Here is a 24,344-nt window from a genome sequence, read left to right as displayed (position 1 = left end):
CGATGCAGTCATTTCCACTTTGACGAGAGGCATTCAGAAAGGCTGGACGCGCGATAGTCAACCGTCCCGGCGATCGGGACGTCCAAACCCTTCGCTCCTTCCTGGGCCGGGGCAAGCTGGGCGGAGGCAGTCGAGCCACGTTGTCGAACAGGTTCTCGTCGGTGCCGAGCTGTGCGGATCAGCTGGTCTAGGCACTCCAGTGCCGTGCCATCAGCTTGGCCTGGGCCATGGCGGCAAGCAGCGCCGTCTCGCTCAAATCCTTGCGCGGCAAGGTCGCCACGGACATACAAACCGTCGCTGAGCACCGTCACCCGGTCGGCGGCGGCGAGAAGTTCCTCGAGTTCGGAGGAGATCATCAGTACGCTCAACCCCTCGTCAGCGAGACTGCGCAAGAGTTTCAGGATTTCCGACTTGGCGCCGATATCGATGCCGCGCGTCGGTTCGTCGACGACCAGCACCCGTGGGTCGGTCGCGAGCCAGCGGGCGAGCAGTACCCTTTGCTGGTTGCCGCCGGAAAGCTCCTTGATCGGCTGATCGGGGGAGGCGCACTTGACGCCGAGCACGCGGATATAGCGGCTGACGATCTCGTCTTGCCGCGCGCGGTCGACGATGCCTGCCTTCTTGAGCTTCGGCAGCAGAGCCAGCGTCATGTTCTCGCGGATGCTCATGTCGGGCAGGAGAAGGGGCTTTGTGTGCCCGCCGATCTTTCGGTCATGGGCTACGACGACCAGGAACTGGCGCGCTACACCCATCCGCCGCTCTCGACGCTGGTGCTGCCGAACTACGAGATGGGACAGAGGGCCGCCGAGATCCTGATCGACATGGCGATCCACGGAAAACACATGCGTCCGATGACCATAAAGGTCGACGGGCCTTTGGTGGTGCGCGAAACCACCTCCGGTTGGCCCGCCCGGGCCGCGCAGGAAAAGCGATAGAGCGCGCAACACTTTCGGGAAACAAGGACAGAGCGTCGTTAGTCGTCTGCTTCGTTGGCATAGGCGGCGATGTAGGCTTCCGTTAGCGCCTCTTCCAGCGGGCGACCCAATCGATAGGGAGAAAGCGTCTCGGGCCGCAAGACGCCGTGCGGCAAGCGCGAGCAGGGTTCGGGTGCGCCCAGAACGGTGTGCACGGGAAGGCGCTCCGCATAAACAGGCAGATCGTAGTCCTCCTCATCGTCGGCGATACCCTTGGTCCTGATCTTTGCTGAGGCCCGTTCGATTTCCATGACGATGACAGCGGTCGCCTTGATCTCTTGAGCAGTGCTCGGGCGCAGCGTCGCGGTGCGGTCCGGAAAGAGCCGGTCCACCATCATCGTCAGGGCACGCAGTTTCTCCTCCTGGTCCTCGACCAGACGGGCGGTTCCGAAAGCCATGACCGAGCGGTAATCGGCCGAATGGTTGAAGCCGGAGCGAGCAAGCACGAGGCTGTCGAGGTGTGTGACGGTCAGGCAGGCCGGCTCGCCCGCCGACAGGTTGCGCAGCATGCGGCTGACGCTGCTGCCGTGCCAGTAGAGGTGCCGCCCTTCACGCCAGAAGAGCGTCGGCGTGCAGAAGGGTTGGCCGTCGACGACATAGGCGACGTGGGCGAGTGCCGCCGCGTCGAGCAGCCTGTGCACCGTCTCGTGGTCGTAGAAACCACGATCATGGCGGCGCTTGACGCGGTTGACCGTATCGACGGGATAGGCGGGCGTGGAATGTTCGGTCACGGCTGGTTCCTTTCAGGCTTGCATCCTGAAGGTTCGCATGAGCAGACTGGTTCGAAATAGGTCCACTTTTGTAATCTTCATGCCAACCACTTCTCTTCCAAGACAGGGATCGGCCTTCCCACCGATCGAACTCGATCGCTCGATCCGCAATCAGGCGCTTCGGGTCCACAGTGGATTGCGTGCCGCCATCGTCGACGGTTTGCTGGCGCCCGGCTCCCGTCTGCCGTCGAGCCGCGAGCTTTCCGCCCAACTTGGCATAGGCCGCAATATGATCGTTGCGGCCTATGAGCATCTTGCGAGCGACGGGCTGATCGAGGCCCGCCACGGCTCGGGCACCTATGTCTCGTCCAGCCTGCCGACACCGCCATCCATTGCCGCGGCGCCGGATATCCCGCTGGCCTTTGGCGGCCGGCCGCCCTTCGCTCTCGGCCAGACCCATGTGGAGCCGGCTTTTCTTGCACGGCTGGCTGCGGCCACCCGGCGCCATATCGCGGAGGCGAGCGTCGACGACCTTGCCTATGGCGACCCGCGCGGCAGCTTGCATTTGCGCCGACAGATCGCAGATTTCCTGGCCGTCAACCGAGGCATCCGTTGCGATCCAGGCTGTGTGGTGATCGTCAGCGGCACCCAGCACGGGCTGAGGCTGTGCGTGGATGCGCTGCTTGCGCCGGGAGATTGGGCTTGGGTCGAGGAGCCCGGCTATGGCGTGTCGCGCTCGACACTCATGGCAGCAGGTGTGCGGCCTGTGCCGGTGCCGGTCGACGGGGCAGGGATCGATGTTGCAGCGGGTCTTGCACGAAACCCTGGCGCCAGGGCTGCCTATGTCACCCCTTCGCACCAGTTTCCGACCGGCGTGAAAATGGCGATGGCCCGACGTGTGGCGCTGATCGAATGGGCGGAGGCGGCCGGCGCCTGGATCTTCGAGGACGACTACGACAGCGAGTTCCGCTATTCGGGTCCACCACTGACGGCGCTGGCGGGGCTTGCGCCGGACCGTGTCGTCTATCTCGGAACCTTCGCCAAGACGCTGTTTCCGGGGTTGCGGCTGGGTTACGTGGTGCTGCCTCCAGAAGCATTGGAGCGGGTCCTCAAGCGGCGCGCCGCCTTCGACCGGTTCATGCCGGTTTTCCTGCAGAACGCCGTGGCCGATCTCCTGGCGGATGGATCGGTCGCGTCCCATTTGCGCAAGAGCCAGAGGCGCTATCGCGTCGCCCGCGATCAACTGGCTGAAATTGTCAGCGCCACATCAAGGGGGACACTGTGCCTGGATGTCCCGGAACAGGGCCTTCACATGATCGTCCGGCCGCGCGACGGGCTCGCGCCGGGCCTGTCGCAATTGATCCGGGCGGAAGCGAAAATCGACGCGGTGCTTCTGTCCGAAACCTTCATGGAGCGACGCGACGCCGAAGGCCTCATCCTCGGGTTCTCAGGATATGAAACCGGTGCGCTGCGGGCGGCAGCCACGCGCCTGGGAACCACCGCGCTCAAGCTGGCCGAGGGCTCTCGGTGGTGACCGCCCCACGCGACACCTTCAAATGGTGGGCAACACGGCTCTTACGTGGTCCGCGAGTGCCTTCACCGCGGATGACGGGCGAAGTTCGGCAAATTCGAGCGCAATGCCGATCGTCGGGAGCTTCGGCAATCCGGCCGAAATGACGTGCAGGTCGGAGGGGACAGCGGTTCTCGTTAGAACACTGATCGCATGGCCGGATCGGGCAAATGCGATGAGACCGGCAAGGCTGTTGCTCGCAAAGGCGACGCGGTACCGACGATTGACCGCCTCCATCGCGTCGCAGGCTGCCCGGTAGTCGAGCGTCGTCGGGGCTGACAAGGCTAAGGGCAGGGAGACACGGTCGAGGATCTCCGGTTCTGCAGCCTTGCCGACCCACACGAAGTCTTCGGTGCGAATGGCCTCGCCGTTTGAAACATCGGCAATTGAAACGAGCGCCAGATCGATTTGCCGCCGCAGCAACATTGGGCGCAGTTCCGTGGTCGGTGCGCAGACCATGCGCAATTCGACCTCCGGGTGCTGATCGAGAAAGCGCTCGATGATCCCTGGGAGAAAGGCGATTGAATAATCTTCCGGGCAACCCAGGGTCACGGAGCCTTTAAGGCCCTTGCCTTCCATCTCCGCCAGGATCTCATCGTGCCCGGCGAGAAGATGTTCGGCATGGGCCAGCAGCTTTTCACCGGCCGCGGTCAGCCGTACGCCGGATCCGGTGCGATGGAAGAGCGCCTGTTCGAGAAAGTCCTCCAGACGCTGCATCTGCATGCTGAGCGTCGATTGCGTTCGCCCGACCTGAAGGGAGGCAAGGCTGATTGAGCCCGCCCGCGCGATGACGGCGAAATTTCGAAGCAAGGCAAGATCGAGATTTCTCATGATATCAAAATATCCAATATCGGAGCGGAATACTATCAATTTGCCTGAGGCAGAAATGCCCGCTAGCCATTGAGAAAAGCCAACGAGGAGCAATCTGATGTCGCTGAACTCCGACCCTGCCTTCTGGGCCTCCGCCAACAAACACCTCACGCGCTATGGGCCCGGTTTCGAGGCGATCATCGTGGAGCGCGCGGAGGGAAGCTTCGTCTATGATGCGGACGGTCGCGCCGTTCTGGATTTCACCTCCGGACAGATGAGCGGTGTTCTCGGCCACACCCACCCTGACATCGTTGCGACCGTCGACCGGCAAATGCGGACGGTTGCCCATCTCTTCAGCGGCATGCTGTCGAGGCCTGTCGTCGAGCTCGCCACGCGCCTTGCCGCGCTTGCGCCGGGGCTCGACCGGGTTCAGCTTCTGACAACGGGCGCTGAGTCGAACGAGGCGGCCATTCGCATGGCGAAGCTGGTGACCGGCGGCCACGAGGTCGTCGCCTTCGCGCAGAGCTGGCACGGAATGACGGGGGCCGCCGCCTCGGCGACCTACAGCGCCGGCCGAAAGGGATACGGTCCTGCCGCCGCCGGCTCGTTCGTGATCCCGGCGCCGAACGCCTACCGGCCGCGGTTCACCCACCCCGATGGGAGCAATGATTGGCAGACCGAACTCGACGATGCCTTCTCGTTGATCGACCGGCAGTCGACGGGCAGCCTCGCGGCGTTCATCGCAGAACCGATCCTTTCGAGCGGAGGCATCCTCGAACTTCCGCCGGGCTACCTAGCCGCGCTCAAGCGCAAGTGCGAGGAACGGGGCATGCTGCTGATCCTCGATGAGGCCCAGACGGGCATCGGCCGGACCGGGCATATGTTCGCCTTCCAGCGTGACGGCGTGACGCCCGACATTCTCACCTTGTCGAAGACATTGGGCGCCGGGCTGCCGCTTGCCGCCGTCATGACGACGGCGGAGATCGAGCAAAAGGCCCATGAGAGGGGCTTCCTCTTCTACACCACTCATGTCTCGGATCCGCTGCCCGCGGCGGTCGGCGTCACGGTGCTCGACGTGGTCGAACGTGATGGCTTGGTCGAACAGGCGATCGCGCGCGGCGAGCGACTGCGCAGGGGTCTCCTGTCGCTTCAACAAAGGTTCGAATGCGTCGGCGATATCAGGGGCCGTGGCCTTCTCCTTGGGCTCGAAGTTGTCGCTGATCGGCAGACGAAGGCTCCGGGCTTCGAGCTGGGTGCCAGGGTCATGGAGGAGGCGATGCGGCGCGGTCTCAGCATGAACATCGTCAAGCTTCCCGGGATGGGCGGCGTCTTTCGCATCGCTCCGCCACTGACCGTTTCGGACGGAGAGATCGATCTCGGACTGGAGATCCTGTCGGCTTCTATCGACGCGGCCATGCGTGCCGGCTGAACGCGCTCGCGTGCAGATTTTCGTTTCATCCCAAGATACCGCCAACCCGCATCGGAAACCTGATGCGGGTTGGCCTGTCCCGTTGGCAGGTTGAAGCATAGCGCCAAAGCCATCATGGACGCGACCTTGCAGCCGATAGGGGCGGCGTCGTCATTCTGTTTTCGTCGACGTGGCGCGCATCGCCATTAAATACGCGCCTGGCGGCTGGCCTCGATCTCGCAGGAAACATAACTCTCCGATTATGATTTTGGCCCCATATTTCATTTTTACATCACCGTTTGGCATGGCAAGTTGACGCCTATCAAATCAACGGGGTTTGTGAGGACGATGCGGGTTCGGGAGCGATCGGCGTCGCAGGGAGGAAACATGAAACGGATGATTCTGGCTGCGATCGCGGCTTTGGCAATGAGCGGCGCGGCCTATGCCGACACGATCAAGATCGGTGTTGTCGGGCCATTCTCCGGTCCGTTCGCGCTTCAGGGCAAGAACTTCAAGGCCGGCATCGATGCCTATATGGCGCTGCACGGCAGCAAGGTCGGCGACGACGATATCGAGATCATCTATCGCGACGTGCCGCAGGCCGATCCGGCCCAGGCGAAGGCGCTGGCACAGGAACTGGTGGTCAAGGAAGGCGTGCAATATCTCGCCGGCTTCTACTTCACCCCGGATGCGATGGCGGTAACGCCGCTGCTCACCCAGGCGAATGTGCCGCTCGTCATCATGAATGCGGCAACCTCGGCGATCGTCACCAAGAGCCCGCTTGTGGTTCGCACCTCGTTCACGACCTGGCAGACCTCGACGCCGATCGCCAAGGTTGCCAAGGACGCAGGCGTTTCCAAGGTGATCTCCGTCGTCAGTGACTACGGCCCGGGCGTCGATGCCGAGAACGCCTTCAAGGCGGGTTTCGAAGCGGCCGGCGGTCAGGTGGTCGAGGCGATCCGCATGCCGCTCGCGACCAATGATTTCTCGCCGATCATGCAGCGCATCAAGGATTCGGGCGCCGAGGGCGTGTTCGCCTTCCTGCCGTCCGGTCCGACGACGCTCGGTTTCGTCAAGGCCTTCAAGGAGAACGGCCTGAAGGACGGCGGCATCAAGTTCTTCGCCCCCGGCGACCTGACGCAGGAATCCGACCTGCCGGCACTCGGCGAAGCGGCGCTCGGCATCCAGACGACCTTCCACTACGCGGTTTCGCATGACTCGCCTGAGAACAAGGCCTTCGTCGAAGCAGCCGGCAAGGCGATCGGCAACCCGGCCGAACTCTCGTTCCCTTCGGTCGGTGCCTATGACGGCATGCACGTCATCTACAAGATGATCGAGGCGACCGGTGGCGAGCAGGATGCGGCCAAGGCAGTGGAGGCCGTAAAGGGTCTCTCCTGGACAAGCCCGCGCGGCCCCGTGACGATCGATCCGGAATCACGCCACATCACGCAAAACATCTACCTGCGCGAAGTCGCCAAGGCTGATGACGGCACCTATTACAACAAGGAAATCCAGACCTTCGAGAAGCAGGGCGACCCCGGTCTCGCTGCGCTGAAGTAGGCAGGTTGGGGCGGGCGCACAGCGCCCGCCGACACCGATGATGCGCTGATCGGCGGCGCCCATGAACGAAGCCATGTGCCCGCCACGCGACGTCACAGTGCTGGCGCAGGAGTAGCGCTCCGCGCATATAATGCGCCCCGAATCCGGCGCAGCAAAAACTGGAAGAAAGGGCACGGATAGCCCCATGCAAACCGTCCTCAGCATTGCGATCGATGCCCTTGCCTATGGCATGGTGCTCTTCGTCATCTCCATCGGCCTTTCGGTGACCATGGGCCTGATGCGCGTGGTCAATCTTGCGCACGGCGCCTTTGCCATGATCGGTGGCTACATCGCCTCCTATGCGGCGCGCGATCTTGGCCTTGCCTATGGCTTTGCCGTGCTGCTTGCGATCTTCGGCACCATCGTCATTGCCGTGCCCATCGAACGACTGCTCTACCGGCGCATCTATGGCGCGCCGGAACTGACCCAGGTGCTGATGACCATCGGCATCACCTTCTGCATCATCGGAATCGCCAACTACGTCTTCGGCCCGACGTTGAAGACGGTGCCATTGCCGAGCGAATTGCAGGGATCGGTGGATCTCGGTTTCCGAGCGATCGCCACGCACCGTATCTTCGCAATCGTCTGCGGCCTCGCGGTTGCCGCCGGCCTCTGGTACGCGATCGAAAAGACCGCCTTTGGCGTGAAGCTGCGTGCCTCGGTCGACAATGCAGCGATGGCTGCCGCCCTCGGGGTGCGCACGGAGATCGTCTATGCCGTGAGCTTTGCGGTTGCCGTCGGGCTCGCCGCCTTCGGCGGCGTCGTCGGCGCCGAGTTGCTTCCGGTCGAGCCCTATTATGCGCTGCGCTACATGGTGACTTTCCTCGTCGTCGTCTCCGTCGGCGGTGCAGGGTCGATCCCGGGTGCGCTCGTCGCCTGCCTGCTGCTCGGCGCGATTGATACGACCGGCCGCTATCTCATGCCGGAATTCGGCGAGTTCTTCTTCTATCTGGCCGTGATCGCGATCATCTGCGTCTTTCCGCGCGGGCTCGCCGGGAGGGCCAAGGGATGACCATGACGACGACGAACGACATGATTTCGGCATCCCCAGCGCGCCGGCGTTTCGGCGGTGGAGACGTCATCGGCCTGGCGATCATCCTGCTGGTCGCGGTGATCGGCTATTTCCTCTTTCCCAACAATCTGGCGCTTCTGACCCGGATCATCGCCGCGGCACTTCTGGTGCTGTCGCTGGATCTCGTCACCGGCTATTGCGGCGTCGCGACACTCGGGCACGCTGCCCTCTTCGGCGCCGGCGCCTATGCAGCGGGCATTGCCTCGGCGCATTACGGCATCAACGATCCGCTTGCCATGCTGGCGTTCGGCATCGTGGCCGGTGCGGTTGCGGGGCTTATCTGCGGCGTCGTGATCCTGCGCGCCCACGGTCTTCCGCAATTGGTTTTGTCGATCGCGCTCATCCACCTTTTCCACGAGTTCGCCAACAAGGCATCGTCCTGGACCGGCGGTAGCGACGGCCTTTCCGGGATCGCGCCGACTGCGCTCCTCGGACTCTATGAGTTCGACCTCTGGGGCCGCACGGCCTACGTCTTCGGCGTCGTGTTGCTCGCCATCGTCTTCGTGCTGTTGCGGCTGATCGTGCGTTCGCCCTTCGGCATGCTGTGTCGTGGCATCAAGGAAGATCCAGTCCGCATCCGCTCCATGGGCGCGTCGCCGAAGATCGCGCTGACGAAAATGTACGTGATATCCGGTGCCGTTGCCGGCGTCGGCGGGGCGCTGAACGCGATCTCAACCCAGGTCGTCGGCCTCGACAGCCTCTCCTTTACGATGTCGGCCGAGAGCCTTGTCATGCTGGTGCTCGGCGGCACCGGCTCCCTCTTCGGCGCGCTGACGGGCACGGTCGTCTTCATGTTCTTCGAGGATGTGGTCTCGGCCGCCAACCCCTTCCATTGGCTGACGATGGTGGGTGCGCTGCTGATCGCCGTCGTCTTGTTCGCGCCGAAGGGCCTCTACGGCACCGCGGCCGCCTTCATTGCCCGCCGCCGGGAGGCCAAGTGATGCAGCCGATCTTCGAAGTCCGCAATTTGAAGCGCGCCTTCGGTGGCCTTGCGGTCACCAACGATGTCAGCCTCAGTATGGCGCCGGGAGACCGGGTGGCGCTGATCGGCCCGAACGGTGCCGGCAAGACGACGTTCGTCAATCTCGTTACCGGCAACCTTCGGCCTGACTCAGGCGAAGTGCGCATCGCCGGCGAGCCCGTGACCGGCGTCGACGCGATTGGCCGCGTTCGGCGCGGGCTTGTGCGCTCGTTCCAGGTGACGCGGCTTTTTGCCGACATGACGCCGGCCGAGCATGTTGCGCTTGCCGTGCTTCAGCGGAGCGGCCGCTCCGGTCGTCTCTTCGGCAATTTTCTCGGCATGTCCGATGTCATGGCCGAGGTTCAGGAACTTCTCGGCAAGCTCGGCCTCAAGGAACTGATGCACCGCAAGGTGAGCGAGATCGCCTATGGCCAGCAGCGACTGCTGGAGATCGCCGTCGCCCTGGCGCTGAAACCGAGGGTGTTGCTGCTCGATGAGCCCGCCGCCGGCGTGCCGCAGAGTGACACCGGCCGCATCGAGCAGGCCCTGGCCGATCTGCCAGCCGACCTCGCCGTGCTGATGATCGAGCACGACATGGATCTCGTCTTCCGCTTTGCCAAGCGCGTGATTGTTCTGGCTGCGGGCGCGATCATCTTCGACGGTTCGCCGTCGGAGGTCACCAAGGACCCGCGCGTCCGGGAAGCCTATCTGGGGAGCTATGCCAATGCCAGCCACGCCGCTTGAGGTGGAAAACCTGTCCGCGGGCTACGGCCCGACGCGCGTGCTCGAAGGCGTGTCCTTTGCCGTTCCGGCGGGCGCCCGCCTTGCCGTTCTTGGCCGCAATGGCATGGGCAAGACGACCCTGCTTGCGACCCTTGCCGGCCAGACGCGGCGCTATGACGGACGCATCCGCATGGGCGGTACCGATGTGACCGCGCTGCCGAGCGCCTCGCGCGCCATGCAGGGTCTTGGTTTCGTGCCGCAGGCGCGCTGCGTCTTCCCGACGCTGACCGTCGAGGAGAACCTGTTCGTCGGGCTCAAGAACCGTCCGAAGAGCGCCATCCAGGAAGCCTACGACATGTTTCCGCGGCTTCACGAGCGGCGAAGAAACCTCGGCAGCCAGCTTTCCGGCGGCGAGCAACAGATGCTGTCGACGGCGCGCTCGATCCTCGGGCGGCCCTCGATCCTGCTTCTCGATGAGCCGCTGGAGGGGCTGGCACCCGTCATCTGCGAGGAACTGATGAAGGCCTTTGCCGAACTGGCGAAGACCGGCGACATGACCATCCTGCTGGTCGAACAACGCATCCAGAGCGCCCTCGACTTTGCCGATCAGGTGATCGTGCTCGAGCGCGGGCGCATCGCCTGGAGTGGAACGCCGGAAGCGCTCGCCAGAGACCACGATGCCGTCGAGCGGCTGCTGGGAGTGGGCGGCCTCCACTGAACCGGAAACGGCTCACTTCGGTCGTTAACGGACAACGAGACGGCTGCGCTCGCGCTCGTAGTAGCGTGCGAGCGGCGGCAGGGCATTCTTCAGTTGGTCGAAGACCGCATCATCCACCAGAAGCGCGCCATCATACTTGGCTTGCACGAAGGACCGGTGCCGCTCAAGCGCTTCCTTCTTAGCGCCGACAGTGACGGTGAAGACGGGCGATACGGTGCTGCGTCCCTTGACGGTAATCCGATCCAGTTCGGCGATAGGGAAGGTTTTTTCCACGAGACGCGCGGTCTCCTCACCGAGGAGCAGGGAAATGCCATAGTCCTTGGACACCCCTTCGAGACGCGAGGCGAGATTGACCGCATCGCCGAGGGCGGAATAGTCGAAGCGCTGGTGCGAACCCATGTTGCCGACGACGCACTCGCCGGTGTTGATGCCGATGCCGATCCGCAGCGTTTGCGCGGGCCGCCGCTCCCGCTGCGCCTCAGCCTCCAATTCCTCGTTGACCCGCGCGAGCGCCGCAAGCATGTCGAGCGCTGCGCGCACCGCGTGAACCGCATGGTCGGGGTCGTCAAGCGGCGCATTCCAGAAGGCCATGAGGCAGTCGCCGATATATTTGTCGATGGTTCCGCCCTGTTTCAGCACCGCATCCGACAGCGGCGTCAGCAGGCGGTTGACGAGTGTCGTCAACCGCTCAGGATCGTCCTTCATCTCCTCAGCGATGGTGGTGAAGCCGCGGATGTCGCAGAAGAGGATCGAAAGCGTGCGTCGTTCGCCGCCGAGCTTCAGATGCGACGGGTCTTTCGCCAGTCGTTCGACAAGGGCGGGGGACAAGTACTGCTGAAAGGCGCGGGTGATTTCATGGCGCCGTCGGCGCTCGTCGGCATAGTCAAGCCCTGCCTGGCCGGCGGCCACGCTCAAGAAGGCGAGCCCCGGACCGAGCGGCGAGAGGAACACATGGCCGAGGCGCATGGTCACATAACTTGCCAGCACAATAAGGCTCAGCGCGACGATGGTGTATCCGAGCGTGCGCCACCCCGTTGTTCTAAGCACCGCGAAGGCGGCCAGGATCGCCGCAAACGCGATCGCCGCGATCACAACGGGCCGTGGAGCGCGCTGGATGTAGAGTTCGTGCGCAAGGTTGTCGTAGATCGTCGCCTGCATCTCGACGCCGGAAACGAGCTTGTTCGAATGGACGGTATCGGACGTCGCAAATGCGTCCGCACCGCCATCGGCAATCGACGGAGCGTTCTGCAAGCTGAGCCCGACGAGGACCACCCGATCGCGAAAGGTACCTTCCGGCAGGAAATTGGTGGGATCGAGCGCCTGGTAATAGGAGACGGTCGGATAGGTTCGCGCCGGTCCGAAGACCTGGATGAGGGCATCGGTCGGGGGAGGTTGCGTCCGCGTGCCGGCGATCCCGGCCAGAACGGCGGCAAAGCCGTCGGGATAGTCCGGGATGGAGCGTAGCGTGCCGTCGCCACCAAGGTTGACCGAGGCAATCCCGGTTCTTGCTCCCTTGGCGGTGAAGCGGGCAAGGGGCTCGGTGCGCACGAACTGGTCGGCCTGCGGCGCCTCCACCAGCGTCTGGTCGCCGGCGAGGACGACGTCGGCACCAAGCGCGCTCTCCAGCGCGTCATCGTTCACCGGATCGGCCGACGGCTCGGCGAAAATGACGTCCATGCCGATCGCGCGGGCGCCGGCCTTGCGCAGCGCTTCGATGAGACGGGCGTGCAGCGCGCGTGGCCACGGCCACTGCCGGCCGATCTCGGCCATCGAGGGTTCGTCGATGGCGACGACGACGGGGCTGTTTTCGGGCAGTGGCGGTGTGCCGATAGTCGACAGATAGTCGAAACTGCGCAATTCGTTGAGCAGCCAGGCATTGGACAAGGTCGCAAGCGAAAGCGCGATGCTGACGAAGGCGGCAAGCCCTAGAAGCTTCAGCCGCCGCAGCGCGAGGCGGCGGGTGTCCAACTCTCCGTATCGGCCGCCCGATGCCTGCACGACGACGTGCTCCTTGATCAGAACCGCACCTTGACCGTGCCCTTGAACGTCGGTCCCCAACCGGGGAGACCGCTTCTGAGCTCGAAGTCCTCGTCAAGCAGATTGAAGGCGGCCAGATCGACTTCGATCTGCTTGTCGAAGGGCTCCCATTGCAGCGATGCGTCGAGCGTCCAGAAGTCATCGAGCGTCACCCCGCCGGCCGGCCGTGAGCCGATGTAATTTGCGGCGATCGTTGCCCTCACGTTTGCGGTATTGACCCAGGTCAGCGCTACCTGGCCGGTGTTATCGGGTACGAACAATAGCTCGTCCAACTGATTGACGGTGTTTTCCCTGACGTCGGCCTCCGTGTGGGCGGCCGCCAGGGAAAGGCCGAAACCGTGGCCGATTGCAAAGTTCGCGGTCGCCGCGATCCGGTCCAGCCCCACTTTGGCGTAGTCCAGATTGATGGGGGACAGCGGGACATTGAGCGACAGTTCGCGCACCTCCTGGTGCTGGTAGTCGAGCGCGGTGAAAAGCCAGTTGTTCCACTCCGCGTCCCAGCGGAATGCCAGAGTGTCGGCGTAACCTTCTGCACCGAAGCGAAGTTGGTTGGGCTGCAGGGCGACGATGCCGATCGGAGCGAGGGTGGCGACATCCAAGTTCAAGCCATCGCGCATGGCGGCGGCCCTCAACCAATGACCCTCCGCGGGCGCCCAGGCGATGCCGAGCTTCGGTTCGAGCCGGATATTGCCGTCGTTGGCATCCTCGATGTAGCGGGCAAACAGCGCGCCTTCTGCCTTCAGGTCCGGCGTGATTTCGTAGATCGTATCGACATAGGCCTTGGCGATGGTCTGTGTTGCAGATGTCGAGCCGGATCCGATGAATGGGATGTTGCTGCTGCCGACCCGCATCGCAAAAGGATCGAAGATATCGAACGAACTGCTGGAGCGAACGACGCCGCCTTCGATCCCGTAGCGCCAGGTGAAGTCGCCGTCTCCGTAGAGGTGGTTGACGGCGGCAATGTAGGTTCTCTGCTTCTCCTCGCTGCGGCTCGTGGCAAGGTCCGGAAGCCCGACGCGGGAGGCGCTGACCTTCTCGTTTTCCACGACATCCCGATCAGAAAAGAAAAGGGCGGCATTGGCGATGTTGCGGTAGCCGAAGGTGTGGCTCCAGGCGACGCCGGACAAAAGTCTATCGGCCTTGTCATCGAGGAGGTTGTCGAGGCTCGTGGTCGGATAGTCGAGGACACTCTTGTCGTCATCGAACTTGCCGTAATTGGCATAGGCGACGATCCGGTCGTCCGGTGTCGGCGAGGCGGTCAGATAGCCGTTGCCGCCGAGCAGGCGCGTTTCACGCTCGATCGCCAGACCCTGCCCGAAGTCGATGGTATCGCGCGGCTCCTCCCAATGGAGGTTGCCGTAGACGCTGATCGGGAAGGGCGAGAAAGTGAGCCCGCGTAGTTCCGCCTCGCCGATCCAGCCGGTGTGATCGTTGTCGGCAATGATGCCGCCGCCAAGTGCTGCTTCAAAGAATGGCCGCTGGACGATATTGGCCGTGCGTTCGCGGCTTGCCAGCATATGCGGTTCGATCAGCAGACCCTGGAAGAAGGCGGAGAAGCTCTGCGGGTTGGCGGTGTTGACGACCGGGCTGCCGTCGAAATCATAGTCGTTGAACAGCGGATTGACGCTGCCGTGGATCGCCTGGTCGACATAGCTCGATCCCGTGAACGGATCGAAGACCACATCGCCGTAATATTGCCCCCAGACGTTCAGCCCCTGCAGACGAAAGGCGTCGTTGAGCGTCGAGCCGGCGTCCTGGTTGGCGCCGAGGGCTGCACTTTCGCCGCCGCGCGCCCGGGTTCGGCGCATCAATTCCTGGGCATATCGGATCGCCGCGTCGGAATCATATTCGTCGATCGCAATGGCGGTGCGCATCTGCGCAATGACCGGATCGTTCGGATCGAGTCGATCGGCATTGTCGAGCGCTTGCGCGGCGGGGATGCGGTCGCCCTTTTCGTAATACGCGCCCGCCAGCAGCAATTGGGCGTTGGAGTAGGCGGGATTGGCGGTCGAGCCGGCGAGCAGGTCGTTCAGGGCCTTGTCCAGTTCGCCCGTCTGCATGTGGTAGCGCCCGCGGGCGACCAGAGTGATGTCGAAGGACGGGTCGGCAGCCAGGGCCGCGTCGATCTCAGCCTTCGCTTCCTTCATCCGATTTTCGTCGAGATAGAGGATCGAGAGATTGGCGTGGGAGACTGGGTCGCTGGGATCAAGCGCGATCGCCTGCTTGAAGGCCATTTCTGCCGCGCGGTTGTCGCCCCTTTGTCCCTGAACCAGGCCAAGCGAGTTCCAGAGAGAAGAGGAGCCCGGAGCCGTCTTCAGCCCAGCCTCCAGGTCTGCCAGCGCACCATCAAGGTCGTTTTCGTAATGGTAGCGGTAGTCGGAGCGGGCTTCGAGCGCAGTCGGATCCGCAGGGTCGATGGCAAGCGCCTTCTCAATGCCATCGCGGACCTGTTCCCGGTCGTCGAGCAGCAGCGCAAAGCGCGCACGGGCGGCCGGCAGGGTAGGATCGTCGGGATATTGGCGCTCGGCCTGCTTGAGCGTTTCGATGGCGGCGCGGATATCGTCGCGGAAACCGTTGGTCCAGGCCTTGGCCATCGCGCTATAGGCACCGGTCGTACCCTGCGGCGGTGCCTCGACCCGATCCGGATTGGCAAGCGCCCGGGCGAAATAGCCACCATAGGCAGCGATGGAACGCCGCTTGGCATCAAGTCCGCGGGCCGAGCGTGCAAAAAGCTTTGCCGCATCGTCATAACGCTTTTCCGAGCCGGCGATCAGGGCATCGATGAGATCGGCGCGCGCCTGCTGTGTTGCGCCGAGCCGTCCGCGGCGCGCCTCGGCCAGAGCTGCCTGGGCCTTCTGGCGGCCGTCGAGTGTCAGGTAGATTTCAGAGAGCGTCAGCCAGTCTTCGACCGAGCGCGACTCGGGGCGCTTTCCCTCGATGCGTTCGCGTTCCCCACGCATGTCGGGCACGCGAAGCGGCGTCGCCGGCATCCAGACGAAGGAATCGCGCAGCGACAGATGGAAAAGCATCTGCTCGCGATCCTTCGGATTGACGACCACCACCTTGGACGGCGCCTTGCCGATCGCCGCGACCGCGCCTTCGCCTTGGGCAACCGTGACGCTGCCGAGTTCGTTGCTCAGTTCGACCACGCCTTCAAGAACGGTCAGCGAGGTCGTGTCACCGGCAACCGACAGCGTCCAGTCGGTGCCGCGAATGGCGGCTGTTGCCGCCGGCGTGTCGATTGTGAGGCCCTGGCCGCCGCGCTCCGCACGTGCCCAGATCGTGCCCGACTGCAGCTCGAGATTGGTGTCGCCGCTTGCGCCCATGCGCTTGACGCGCAGTGCCGTGTTGCGGCCGAGCCGGATCTGCGTGTGGTCGGAAAAGAGGACCGCAAGCGCGCCGGTTGCGTTGGTGCGCAGCACGTCACCGGACAGCAAATCCTGGGCGAGATCAACGAAGCGCCAATTGGAGACGTCGACGAAGCGAACTTCCTCGCCAGACTTGCGAGCGATCACCGATCCGGCAACAGGCGGCGTTCGCTGAACCGGTTCCGCGAATACTATGCTTGGACAGAGTACAGCTGCCGTAGCAAGCAGTACCCGAAGTCTTTGCCGCCCCATCTTGGTTCCCGTCTCCACCCCACCGTGGATTCAGTGAATTTCGACCAGGTCAAAGTCAATAGTGTTCGAATATTCTAAGTTGTTTTCCAAGCAATGTGTCTTATTCGGGAAACAGCTTCCGCAAGGCCAATCGCGTTGCTGCAACATCCGGGCGCTGAATAACGAAGGGCGCCCATCGGGCGCCCTTCGAATTGCCGCGCGTGGCGAGCGATTCCTGCCCGCCCCGGAAAAATCAAACAGAACCCTTCACGCGCTCCCAAGCATTCATCAGGTGACGGCCAAGAACCTCGGACAGCTTTGCCTTGTCACGCGCTTCGAGCGCGACGATCATCTCTTCATGCTCGGCAACGGCCGCGGCCCATTTTTCCGGCCCCTCGTGGCCGATGAAACGAATGCGCTTCAGCCGCGTCTGCAGCACCGCGTGCATATCGGCCAAGGCGGCGTTTGCTGCGAGCTGAACGATCGCCGAATGGATCTGCTGGTTGAGCTTGTAATACTGCAGCCGGTCGCCGGCCTTATAGCGCTGGACCATCTCGTCGTGGAGCGCACGCACTTCGGCAATGCCGGCATCGCTGGCCGCCTCGCAGGCGAGCTTGCCGGCGAGCTCTTCCAGCGTCTGCAGGACCGTCAACATATCATGCACGTCCTTGGCGCTGAAGCGCTTGACGACGGCGCCGCGGCTCGGAACGAGCTCCACCAGCCCTTCGCTTGCCAGATACTTGATGGCTTCGCGTAGCGGCGTGCGGGACACGCCGAGCTGTTCGCCGAGCTGACCTTCGTGCAGGCGGGTGCCGGGCGATAGATCGCCCTCGATGATCATGTCGCGCAGGTGGCTGACCAGCGTGTCGTGCAGGGCCGTGCGCCTGATCGGAGCAGGACCGCCATCCGGCCGTCTCTCCAGAGATGTGATTTCGTTCATTGTTCTGCTTCTGCGCCTGGCGACTGGACGTCCGCCGTCTGTTCCCGTTCGCGCCAATTGAATCAGCGCTGTCTCATTAAAGCATGGAGATGGGCTCTCTGATCGTCAACAGAAAATGCTGCATACAGAATACAAAAGACTTGATGCAAAATTTTGAATAACGTATGACAGCGATCGAAGTATGAAGCGGAGGACATCTCTCATGACGACCAACGGTGTTGCCGGTAACGGCGCGCGTCCTGTCATTGCGCTCGCGATGGGCGACCCGGCGGGCATCAGCCCCGAGCTCACGGCCAAGCTGTTGGCGCTTTCCGATATCCGCGAAGCCGCGCACATCATCACCATCGGCGATCGCCGGATTCTGGATGAGGGCGCAAAGGCTGCAGGCGTGACGCTCGACCTCAAGCCGTCGAGCCTCGAAGACCTCGACAAATCAGGCACGTCGCGGCACGTTTTCGTCGATCTCGCACACCTCGATCCGGCTGACGTGGTTCGTGGCGAGGCGACGCTCGCCGGCGGCACTTTTGCGACCCGCAACTTCCGCACCGCGCTCGAACTGGCGCATGCGGGCAAGGCCGACGCCGTCTGCTTCACGCCGTTCAACAAGAAGGCCATGCGCTTCGCCTATCCGGGCTATGACGACGAAATCCGTTTCGTTGCCGATGTTCTCGGCTTCACCGGCAAGGTTCGCGAGTTCAACGTCCTCGAGAAGGTCTGGAACGCGCGCGTCACCTCGCACATTCCACTCAAGGACGTGGCTGACAACCTCTCGGTCGACGGTATCATCGCCGAACTGGAACTGACCCGGGCCTGCCTCAAGGAGGCGGGTTATGAAGAGGCGAAGATCGCGGTTGCCGGTCTCAACCCGCACGCCGGCGACGGCGGCAGCTTCGGCATGGAAGAGATCGACATCATCGAACCGGCGGTCGAAAAGGCGAAAGCACTCGGCTTCAACGTCGAGGGGCCGTTCCCGGCCGATACCGTTTTCGGTCGCGCTCTCAAGGAAGGCTACAACGCCGTCCTCACGATGTATCACGACCAGGGCCAGATCGCCATGAAGCTGATGGGCTTCGACAAGGGCGTGACCATGATGGGCGGTCTGCCTTTCGCGCTCTGCACGCCGGCCCACGGCACGGCCTATGACATCGCCGGCAAGGGCATTGCCGACGTCGGCGCCAGCCGCGAAGCGCTGCTGCTCGCTGTGCGCATGGCAAAGAAAAAGGCCGCGCTCAAGGCCGCCGCCTGATTTCGCACGCTTTCACGCAATAACGGCGCAAGAGGAGGTCTTGCGCCACAGAGCCACAAAAACGGGAGGACCCGACTTGAAGAATACCGTCTCCATCGCATGCATCATGGCAGCCGTCTTCGGCGTTGCTGCTCCGGCCGCAGCCTTCGAACCCGATCGCCCGGTTGAATTCGTCGTCACGGCAGGTCCCGGTGGCGGCACCGACATCTTCGCCCGCACGATCCAGGCGATCATCGGCAAGTACGAGCTGATGAAGGCTCCGGTCGTCGTTACCAACAAGGGCAGCGCCGGCGGCGCCGAAGGTTTCGTCTACACGGCGACCAACAAGGGCGACGCTTTCAAACTCGCTTTCGGCACGAACAATGCCTACCTGCTGCCGGTTCGCGCCAAGGTGCCGTACAAGGCTGAAGACCTGACCCCGGTCGCCGCGCTTGCTTCCGATGAATTCGTTCTCTGGGTCAACGGTAAGGCCACCTACAACACGGCGGCTGACTTTGCGGCCAAGGCGAAGGAAGGCGGCCTGAAGATCGGCGGCAGTCAGTCCAAGGACGTCGACCAGATCCTCACCTCGATGATAAACGAGGCGACTGGTGCTACGATCAACTACATCCCGTTCAAGAGCGGCGGTGAAGCCGCCGTCCAGCTTGCCGGCGAACACCTCGACGCCAACGTCAACAACCCGAGCGAAAACCTCGGCCAGTGGCAGGCCGGCATGGTCAAGCCGCTCTGCGTCTTCAAGAGCGTCAAGCTTTCGAACGACGCCAAGGTCGCCGGTGACAAGGGCTGGAGCGATATTCCGACCTGCAAGGAATCGGGCATCGCCATCGACAACTACTCGATGCCGCGCACCGTCTGGCTACCGGCCGGCGTTGACCAGGATGTGGTCGAGTTCTATGCGGACCTGATGCGCAAGGTTTCGGAAACGCCGGAATGGGCGAAGTACCTCGCCGACACCTCGCAGTCTCCGTCCTACATCGCCGGCGACGACTTCAAGGCCGCCATCGAAATGGATGGTGCTGCTGTCGGCGAAGTGCTGAAGCGCGAAGGTTGGCTCGCCAACTAAGGGCGAGACATTGAGGCGGGTGCCTTCGGGTACCCGTCATCCGCTTTGAAAGGTCACGATCATGAGCGAGAACGGTGCGAATGGGGTCTCCCGCTTCGCGGTTGAGCTTGGCGTTGCTGCGCTGACCGGCGCCTTTGGCGCGGCGGTCTGCTATGGGTCCATCGATATCGGTGCGGGATGGAGCGAATTCGGGCCGGAAGCCGGTTATTTTCCCTTCTATGTCGGCCTTCTGATCCTTCTCGGAAGCGCCGTGAACGCGATCCACGCTTTCGTCAAGCATCGCGGCACGGGTGAGATCTTCATCGACGGTCACCGCGCCAAGGTGGTCTCGTCGTTCCTCTTGCCGCTGATCGCCTTTGCCTGCGTTTCCGCCTGGCTCGGCCTCTATGTCGGCACGGCGCTCTACATCGCCAGCACGATGCTCTTCCAGGGGCGCTACAAATGGTGGATCGCGTTGCCGTCCGGCATCGCCGTTTCGCTGTTCTTCTTCATCGTATTCGAGATCGGCTTCAAGGTTCCCCTGCTCAAGGGACCGGTCGAGGCCTGGTTCGGGATCTACTGATCCCGACCGCCCACCCTTTCCCGGGAGGAATGACATGGAAAATATCGGTCTTCTGATCGATGGCTTCGGCCACATCCTCAGCTGGAACCATATCCTGCTGATGATGGTCGGCGTCACGCTCGGTATTCTTGTCGGTGTGTTGCCGGGCCTTGGCGCGCCGAACGGCGTGTCGCTGCTTTTGCCGCTGACCTTCTCGATGGATCCGATCTCCGCCATCATCCTGCTCTCCTGCATGTACTGGGGCGCACTCTTCGGCGGGTCGACCACATCGATCCTTTTCAACATTCCCGGCGAACCTTCATCGGTGGCGACGACCTTCGACGGCTATCCGATGGCGAAAGCCGGCCAGGCAAGCCGCGCACTGACGCTCGCCTTCGTGTCTGCCGGTATCGGCGCGCTCGCCGGCGTCGTCATGATCACGCTGCTCTCCGGCTGGGTCGCAAACTTTGCGCTGCGCTTCTCGTCGCCGGAATATTTCGCGGTCTATTTCCTGGCCTTCGCCAGCTTCATTTCCATGGGTGCGCAATCGCCGTTCAAGACGCTCGTCTCGATGATGCTCGGCTTTGCGCTTGCCTCCGTCGGCATGGACACGATCTCCGGTGACCTGCGGCTTACCTTCGATATCCCGACCCTGATCAAGGGCGTCAGCTTCCTGATCGCCGTCATGGGCCTCTTCGGCATCGGCGAACTCTTGCTGACCACGGAAGAAGGCTTGCGCTTCGAGGGCATCAAGGCGCGCGTCAAGCTCGTCGAGATCGGCCGCACGCTGATCGAGATCCCACGCTACTGGTTCACGATCCTGCGTTCGACGATCATCGGCATCTGGATGGGCATCACGCCTGCCGGCCCGACGGCGGCCTCCTTCATGAGCTACGGCGTCGCCCGCCGCTCGGCGCGCGACAAGTCGAAGTTCGGCAAGGGCGATCCGCGTGGTGTCGTGGCACCCGAAACCGCCGACCACTCCGCCGGTACCTCGGCGCTGCTGCCGATGCTGGCGCTTGGCGTCCCCGGCTCGGCGACGGCCGCCGTCATGATGGGTGGCCTTATGATCTGGGGTCTGACGCCCGGCCCGATGCTCTTTACCGAGCGCCCGGATTTCGTCTGGGGCCTGATTGCCTCGATGTATCTCGGCAACGTCGTCGCCGTGTTCCTGGTGATCGCCACCGTGCCGCTCTACGCCTCGATCCTGCGCGTGCCGTTTGCGATCATCGGCCCGATTATCGTCGCCGTGATCTTCTCCGGCGCCTACCAGGTGGCAAACTCGGTCTCCGACATCTTCCTGGTCATCGGCTTCGGCGTGCTCGGCTATGTCTTCAAGAAGCTCGAGTACCCGCTGGCGCCGTTGGTTCTCGCCATGGTGCTTGGCGACAAAGCCGAGGACGCCTTCCGCCAGTCCATGCTGCTTTCAGGCGGCAGCCTCAATATCTTCTGGTCGAACCCGCTGGTTTCCTCTCTGATGGCGCTCGCTCTTGCACTCCTGCTGTCGCCGCTTGTCTTCGGACTGATCGGCCTGGTCCGCAAGCGCAAGCATGATGCGGATGCCCCGCATGGTGACGGCAGCGCGGCGGCTTGACGGAGCCGCCGCACCCCCAACATCCAGAAACGACGAGGAAGGTCATGGCGAACACATCGCGCAAATGGACCCGTGAAACCTGGCCGATCGCGGCCGCCATGATCCAATATCCAAACGTGCTGGCCGACGGCAGTTCGGTGCAGGAACAATCGGTCGAACAATGGGCCGAAACGCTGGCCGCCGTCGTCGATGCCGGCTTCACCGAACTCGACCCAACCGACAGCTGGATCCGGCTTGCTGATCTTTCGACCTCGCGGCTCGATGACTTCGTCAAGCTCACGCGCGACCTTGGCTTCACCATGCCGGCGATCTCGACTGCGCGGCGCAGTGTGATCGACCCGGAGCATGGCGACGAATACCTCGCCTACGGTCACAGGGTCATCGAAACGGCGGCGGCAATCGGCGCGGGCTCCGTTTCTTTCGGCTTCTTTGGCCCGCTGACTGACGCGCAGAAGAAGGCGCTGTGGTTCTGGACGGTCGATGGCGTCAAGAACCCCGACGACCCGGCGGTTTGGCAGAAGGCCGTTCAGCGTATCCGCGAGCTCGGCCGCCATGCCGAGGAACTCGGCATCGAGCTGGCGCTCGAAATGTATGAGGATACCTATATCGGCTCGGCCGACTGTGCCGTGCGCTTCGTTACCGATGTCGGATTGGCCAATGTCGGCATCAATGCCGATCTCGGAAACCTCGTTCGTCTTCACCGTCCAGTCGAACACTGGCAGCAGATGATGGCCAAGGTCGCTCCCTTCGCCAAATACTGGCACGTCAAGAATTACTACCGCACCGAGGACGAGACATCGGGTCTGGTGGTCACACATCCGGCGCCGCTGGAGTTCGGTGTGATCAACTACCGCGCCGCGATCCGAATTGCGCTTGCCCACGGCTTCAACAGCCCGTTCCTCTGCGAACATTACGGCGGCGACGGCCTCTCCGTCAGCGCTGCCAACCGGGACTATCTGAGGCGCATCCTGCCTCGCGAATAAGGGAAGAGACGCGATGACCACAATCTTTGACGCACCGGAAGAGTTCGCCGCGACCGCGCTTGCCGGCTTCAGTTCGATCTACGCGCGCAACGTCCGTCTCGTGAAGGGCGGTGTCGTTCGCTCGACCAAGGTTCCGAAGGGCAAGGTTGCGGTCGTCATCGGCGGCGGCTCCGGGCACTATCCCGCTTTTGCTGGCTATGTCGGTCCGGGCATGGCGGATGCTGCCGTTGCCGGCGATGTCTTCGCCTCGCCATCGACCGCGGCCGTCGCGCGCGTCTGCCGGCAGGCCGACCAAGGCGGTGGCGTGCTGCTCGGCTTCGGCAACTATGCCGGCGACGTCCTCAATTTCGGCGTTGCCGCTGAGCGTCTGCGCGCCGAGGGCATCGATGTGCGCATCGTGCCGGTGACGGACGACGTTGCCAGCGCTTCCGCTGAAACGCCTGCCAAGCGTCGCGGCATTGCCGGCGACCTCGTCGTCTTCAAGATCGCGGGCGCTGCGGCCGAAGCCGGTCTCAACCTGGATCAGGTCGAACGCGTCACCCGCCTTGCCAACAACCGCACTGTTTCCTTCGGCGTCGCCTTTGGCGGCTGCACGCTTCCAGGAGCCAAGGCGCCGCTCTTTTCGGTGCCAAAGGGGGAGATGGCCCTTGGTCTCGGCATTCACGGCGAGCCGGGCATCCGCGAAGAAAAGATGGTTTCGGCGAGCGAATTCGCCAAGCTGCTGGTCGGCAAGCTGCTCATTGAGCGCCCGACCGGTGTTCACAAGGTTGCGCCGGTTCTGAACGGTCTCGGTTCGACGAAGTACGAAGAACTCTTCGTGCTCTGGGTCGCCATCGAAAAGGAACTGAAGGCAGCCGGGCTTGAGATCGTCGATGCCGAATGCGGCGAATTCGTCACCAGCCTGGACATGCAAGGCTGCTCGCTGACGCTGCTGTGGCTGAACGATGAGCTTGAGACCTACTGGCGCGCTGCCTGTGATGCGCCGGTCCTGCGCAAGGGCCTGATCATCGCGACCGAGCCCTGCGCCGATGACCTGAAGGATGAAGACGGCGTGCTCGTGTTCGCTCCGGCTTCGGATGCCTCGAAGGAAAGCGGCAAGTGTATTGCGCGGCTGATCAGCGAGATCGCTGAAGCCCTAAAGCAGGCTGAGGACGAACTCGGCCGTATCGACGCCTTCGCCGGTGATGGCGACCACGGTCAGGGCATGCGCCGCGGTTCCGCCGCAGCCGACGAGGCGGCAAAGACTGCGGTCGCTGCCGGCGCCGGTGCTGCAAGCGTCCTGGCGGCTGCGGGCGATGCCTGGGCGGATCGCGCCGGCGGCACGTCGGGTGCGATCTGGGGCCTGCTGCTGCGTTCGTGGAGCAATGCCTTCGACGACGAGACAGCGCCCTCGGACGCCGCCATCGTCGATGGCGCACGCCGCGCGCTCGATGGTGTCACGCGCCTTGGCCGTGCGCGCGTCGGTGACAAGACGCTCGTCGATGCTCTCGTGCCCTTTGTCGAAACCCTGGAGCGTGAGTTTGCCGTCGGCAAGCGTCTGATCGAGGCGTGGCAGGCTGCCGCCAAGGCCGCGACCGGCGCGGCCGAAGCGACCTCCAGCCTGACGCCGAAGCTTGGCCGCGCTCGTCCGCTCGCCGAAAAGAGCATCGGTCACCCCGATGCCGGCGCCGTCTCGCTGGCGTTGACGGCGCGAGTTGCCGGCGGATTCCTGCTGCAATCGGCGAAGGCCTGAGGCCCTCAACCTTCCAATCGGGTGGCCGCAGTGCCGCCCGTTGGTCTCTCTCTCTCTCTCTCTC

20 protein-coding genes are annotated in these 24,344 nt (G+C 63.3%); 14 read left to right on the top strand and 6 right to left on the bottom strand.

Annotation, left to right across the window (positions count from 1 at the left end):
* Nucleotides 1-8 precede the first annotated feature (8 nt).
* Entirely contained in the window at nucleotides 9-650 is a 642-nt protein-coding gene (locus tag BLU35_RS28535) for an ATP-binding cassette domain-containing protein (RefSeq protein ID WP_502688187.1), read from the bottom strand.
* A gap of 84 nt (nucleotides 651-734) precedes the next feature.
* Here BLU35_RS28535 and BLU35_RS28530 point away from each other — a divergent pair, with 84 nt between their 5' ends.
* Nucleotides 735-935, top strand: a complete 201-nt coding sequence (locus BLU35_RS28530; protein ID WP_502688186.1) for a substrate-binding domain-containing protein — start codon at nucleotides 735-737, stop codon at nucleotides 933-935.
* Nucleotides 936-973: 38 nt separating this feature from the next.
* Here BLU35_RS28530 and BLU35_RS28525 read toward each other — a convergent pair whose 3' ends face one another.
* A complete protein-coding gene (locus BLU35_RS28525) occupies nucleotides 974-1,705 on the bottom strand; it encodes a pyridoxamine 5'-phosphate oxidase family protein (RefSeq protein ID WP_093235507.1) in 732 nt (243 codons plus the stop codon).
* 79 nt (nucleotides 1,706-1,784) lie between these two features.
* On the opposite strand from BLU35_RS28525, the gene pdxR reads away from it, so the two are divergent.
* Nucleotides 1,785-3,218 (top strand): MocR-like pyridoxine biosynthesis transcription factor PdxR, encoded by a 1,434-nt coding sequence (gene pdxR / locus BLU35_RS28520; RefSeq protein WP_093235505.1) that lies wholly within the window; start codon nucleotides 1,785-1,787, stop codon nucleotides 3,216-3,218.
* Between the two features lie 18 nt (nucleotides 3,219-3,236).
* On the opposite strand, the gene BLU35_RS28515 is transcribed toward pdxR, so the two are convergent.
* Nucleotides 3,237-4,085: a LysR family transcriptional regulator gene (locus BLU35_RS28515; protein ID WP_093235504.1), complete on the bottom strand. Its 849-nt coding sequence runs from the start codon at nucleotides 4,083-4,085 to the stop codon at nucleotides 3,237-3,239.
* Nucleotides 4,086-4,182: 97 nt separating this feature from the next.
* On the opposite strand from BLU35_RS28515, the gene BLU35_RS28510 reads away from it, so the two are divergent.
* From BLU35_RS28510 to BLU35_RS28485, 6 genes are all read left to right on the top strand, one after another.
* Nucleotides 4,183-5,493: an aspartate aminotransferase family protein gene (locus tag BLU35_RS28510; protein WP_093235502.1), complete on the top strand. Its 1,311-nt coding sequence runs from the start codon at nucleotides 4,183-4,185 to the stop codon at nucleotides 5,491-5,493.
* Between the two features lie 366 nt (nucleotides 5,494-5,859).
* A complete protein-coding gene (locus BLU35_RS28505; RefSeq protein ID WP_093235501.1) occupies nucleotides 5,860-7,032 on the top strand; it encodes an ABC transporter substrate-binding protein in 1,173 nt (390 codons plus the stop codon).
* Nucleotides 7,033-7,216: 184 nt separating this feature from the next.
* The gene (locus BLU35_RS28500) at nucleotides 7,217-8,083 is read left to right on the top strand and encodes a branched-chain amino acid ABC transporter permease (RefSeq protein WP_057251667.1); all 867 of its coding nucleotides are present in this window, start codon (nucleotides 7,217-7,219) and stop codon (nucleotides 8,081-8,083) included.
* Nucleotides 8,080-9,084 carry a branched-chain amino acid ABC transporter permease gene (locus BLU35_RS28495; protein WP_502688185.1) on the top strand — a complete coding sequence of 335 codons (1,005 nt, stop codon included), beginning with the start codon at nucleotides 8,080-8,082 and terminating at the stop codon, nucleotides 9,082-9,084. Before BLU35_RS28500 ends, BLU35_RS28495 begins: the two co-directional genes overlap by 4 nt.
* On the top strand, nucleotides 9,084-9,848 hold the full coding sequence (locus BLU35_RS28490) for an ABC transporter ATP-binding protein (RefSeq protein WP_093235500.1): 765 nt from the start codon (nucleotides 9,084-9,086) through the stop codon (nucleotides 9,846-9,848). Before BLU35_RS28495 ends, BLU35_RS28490 begins: the two co-directional genes overlap by 1 nt.
* The gene (locus BLU35_RS28485; RefSeq protein WP_058323239.1) at nucleotides 9,829-10,545 is read left to right on the top strand and encodes an ABC transporter ATP-binding protein; all 717 of its coding nucleotides are present in this window, start codon (nucleotides 9,829-9,831) and stop codon (nucleotides 10,543-10,545) included. The genes BLU35_RS28490 and BLU35_RS28485 overlap by 20 nt, the downstream gene beginning before the upstream one ends.
* Nucleotides 10,546-10,569: 24 nt before the next feature.
* On the opposite strand, the gene BLU35_RS28480 is transcribed toward BLU35_RS28485, so the two are convergent.
* From BLU35_RS28480 to BLU35_RS28470, 3 genes are all read right to left on the bottom strand, one after another.
* Nucleotides 10,570-12,513 carry a CHASE2 domain-containing protein gene (locus tag BLU35_RS28480; RefSeq protein WP_093235526.1) on the bottom strand — a complete coding sequence of 648 codons (1,944 nt, stop codon included), beginning with the start codon at nucleotides 12,511-12,513 and terminating at the stop codon, nucleotides 10,570-10,572.
* A 47-nt stretch (nucleotides 12,514-12,560) separates the two neighbouring features.
* Nucleotides 12,561-16,202, bottom strand: coding sequence for a FecR domain-containing protein (locus BLU35_RS28475; protein WP_093235498.1), 3,642 nt, complete (start codon nucleotides 16,200-16,202; stop codon nucleotides 12,561-12,563).
* A gap of 232 nt (nucleotides 16,203-16,434) precedes the next feature.
* A complete protein-coding gene (locus tag BLU35_RS28470; protein WP_093235497.1) occupies nucleotides 16,435-17,121 on the bottom strand; it encodes a GntR family transcriptional regulator in 687 nt (228 codons plus the stop codon).
* 202 nt (nucleotides 17,122-17,323) lie between these two features.
* Between BLU35_RS28470 and BLU35_RS28465 the strand changes: the two genes are divergently transcribed.
* From BLU35_RS28465 to BLU35_RS28440, 6 genes are all read left to right on the top strand, one after another.
* Nucleotides 17,324-18,367, top strand: a complete 1,044-nt coding sequence (locus BLU35_RS28465) for a 4-hydroxythreonine-4-phosphate dehydrogenase PdxA (RefSeq protein ID WP_093235496.1) — start codon at nucleotides 17,324-17,326, stop codon at nucleotides 18,365-18,367.
* A 76-nt stretch (nucleotides 18,368-18,443) separates the two neighbouring features.
* A complete protein-coding gene (locus tag BLU35_RS28460) occupies nucleotides 18,444-19,430 on the top strand; it encodes a Bug family tripartite tricarboxylate transporter substrate binding protein (RefSeq protein WP_093235495.1) in 987 nt (328 codons plus the stop codon).
* 61 nt (nucleotides 19,431-19,491) lie between these two features.
* Nucleotides 19,492-19,992: a tripartite tricarboxylate transporter TctB family protein gene (locus BLU35_RS28455; RefSeq protein WP_093235494.1), complete on the top strand. Its 501-nt coding sequence runs from the start codon at nucleotides 19,492-19,494 to the stop codon at nucleotides 19,990-19,992.
* Nucleotides 19,993-20,026: 34 nt separating this feature from the next.
* Nucleotides 20,027-21,565 carry a tripartite tricarboxylate transporter permease gene (locus tag BLU35_RS28450; protein ID WP_093235492.1) on the top strand — a complete coding sequence of 513 codons (1,539 nt, stop codon included), beginning with the start codon at nucleotides 20,027-20,029 and terminating at the stop codon, nucleotides 21,563-21,565.
* 44 nt (nucleotides 21,566-21,609) lie between these two features.
* Nucleotides 21,610-22,548, top strand: coding sequence for a sugar phosphate isomerase/epimerase family protein (locus tag BLU35_RS28445; RefSeq protein WP_093235491.1), 939 nt, complete (start codon nucleotides 21,610-21,612; stop codon nucleotides 22,546-22,548).
* Between the two features lie 13 nt (nucleotides 22,549-22,561).
* Complete coding sequence (locus BLU35_RS28440) at nucleotides 22,562-24,280, top strand: dihydroxyacetone kinase family protein (protein ID WP_093235490.1); 1,719 nt, start codon at nucleotides 22,562-22,564, stop codon at nucleotides 24,278-24,280.
* Nucleotides 24,281-24,344 lie beyond the last annotated feature (64 nt).

The organism is Sinorhizobium sp. NFACC03, from assembly GCF_900103435.1.
Classification (GTDB): domain Bacteria; phylum Pseudomonadota; class Alphaproteobacteria; order Rhizobiales; family Rhizobiaceae; genus Ensifer.
Note: the sequence above shows the minus strand (reverse complement) of the source record. Positions and strands in the feature narration are given on the sequence as shown.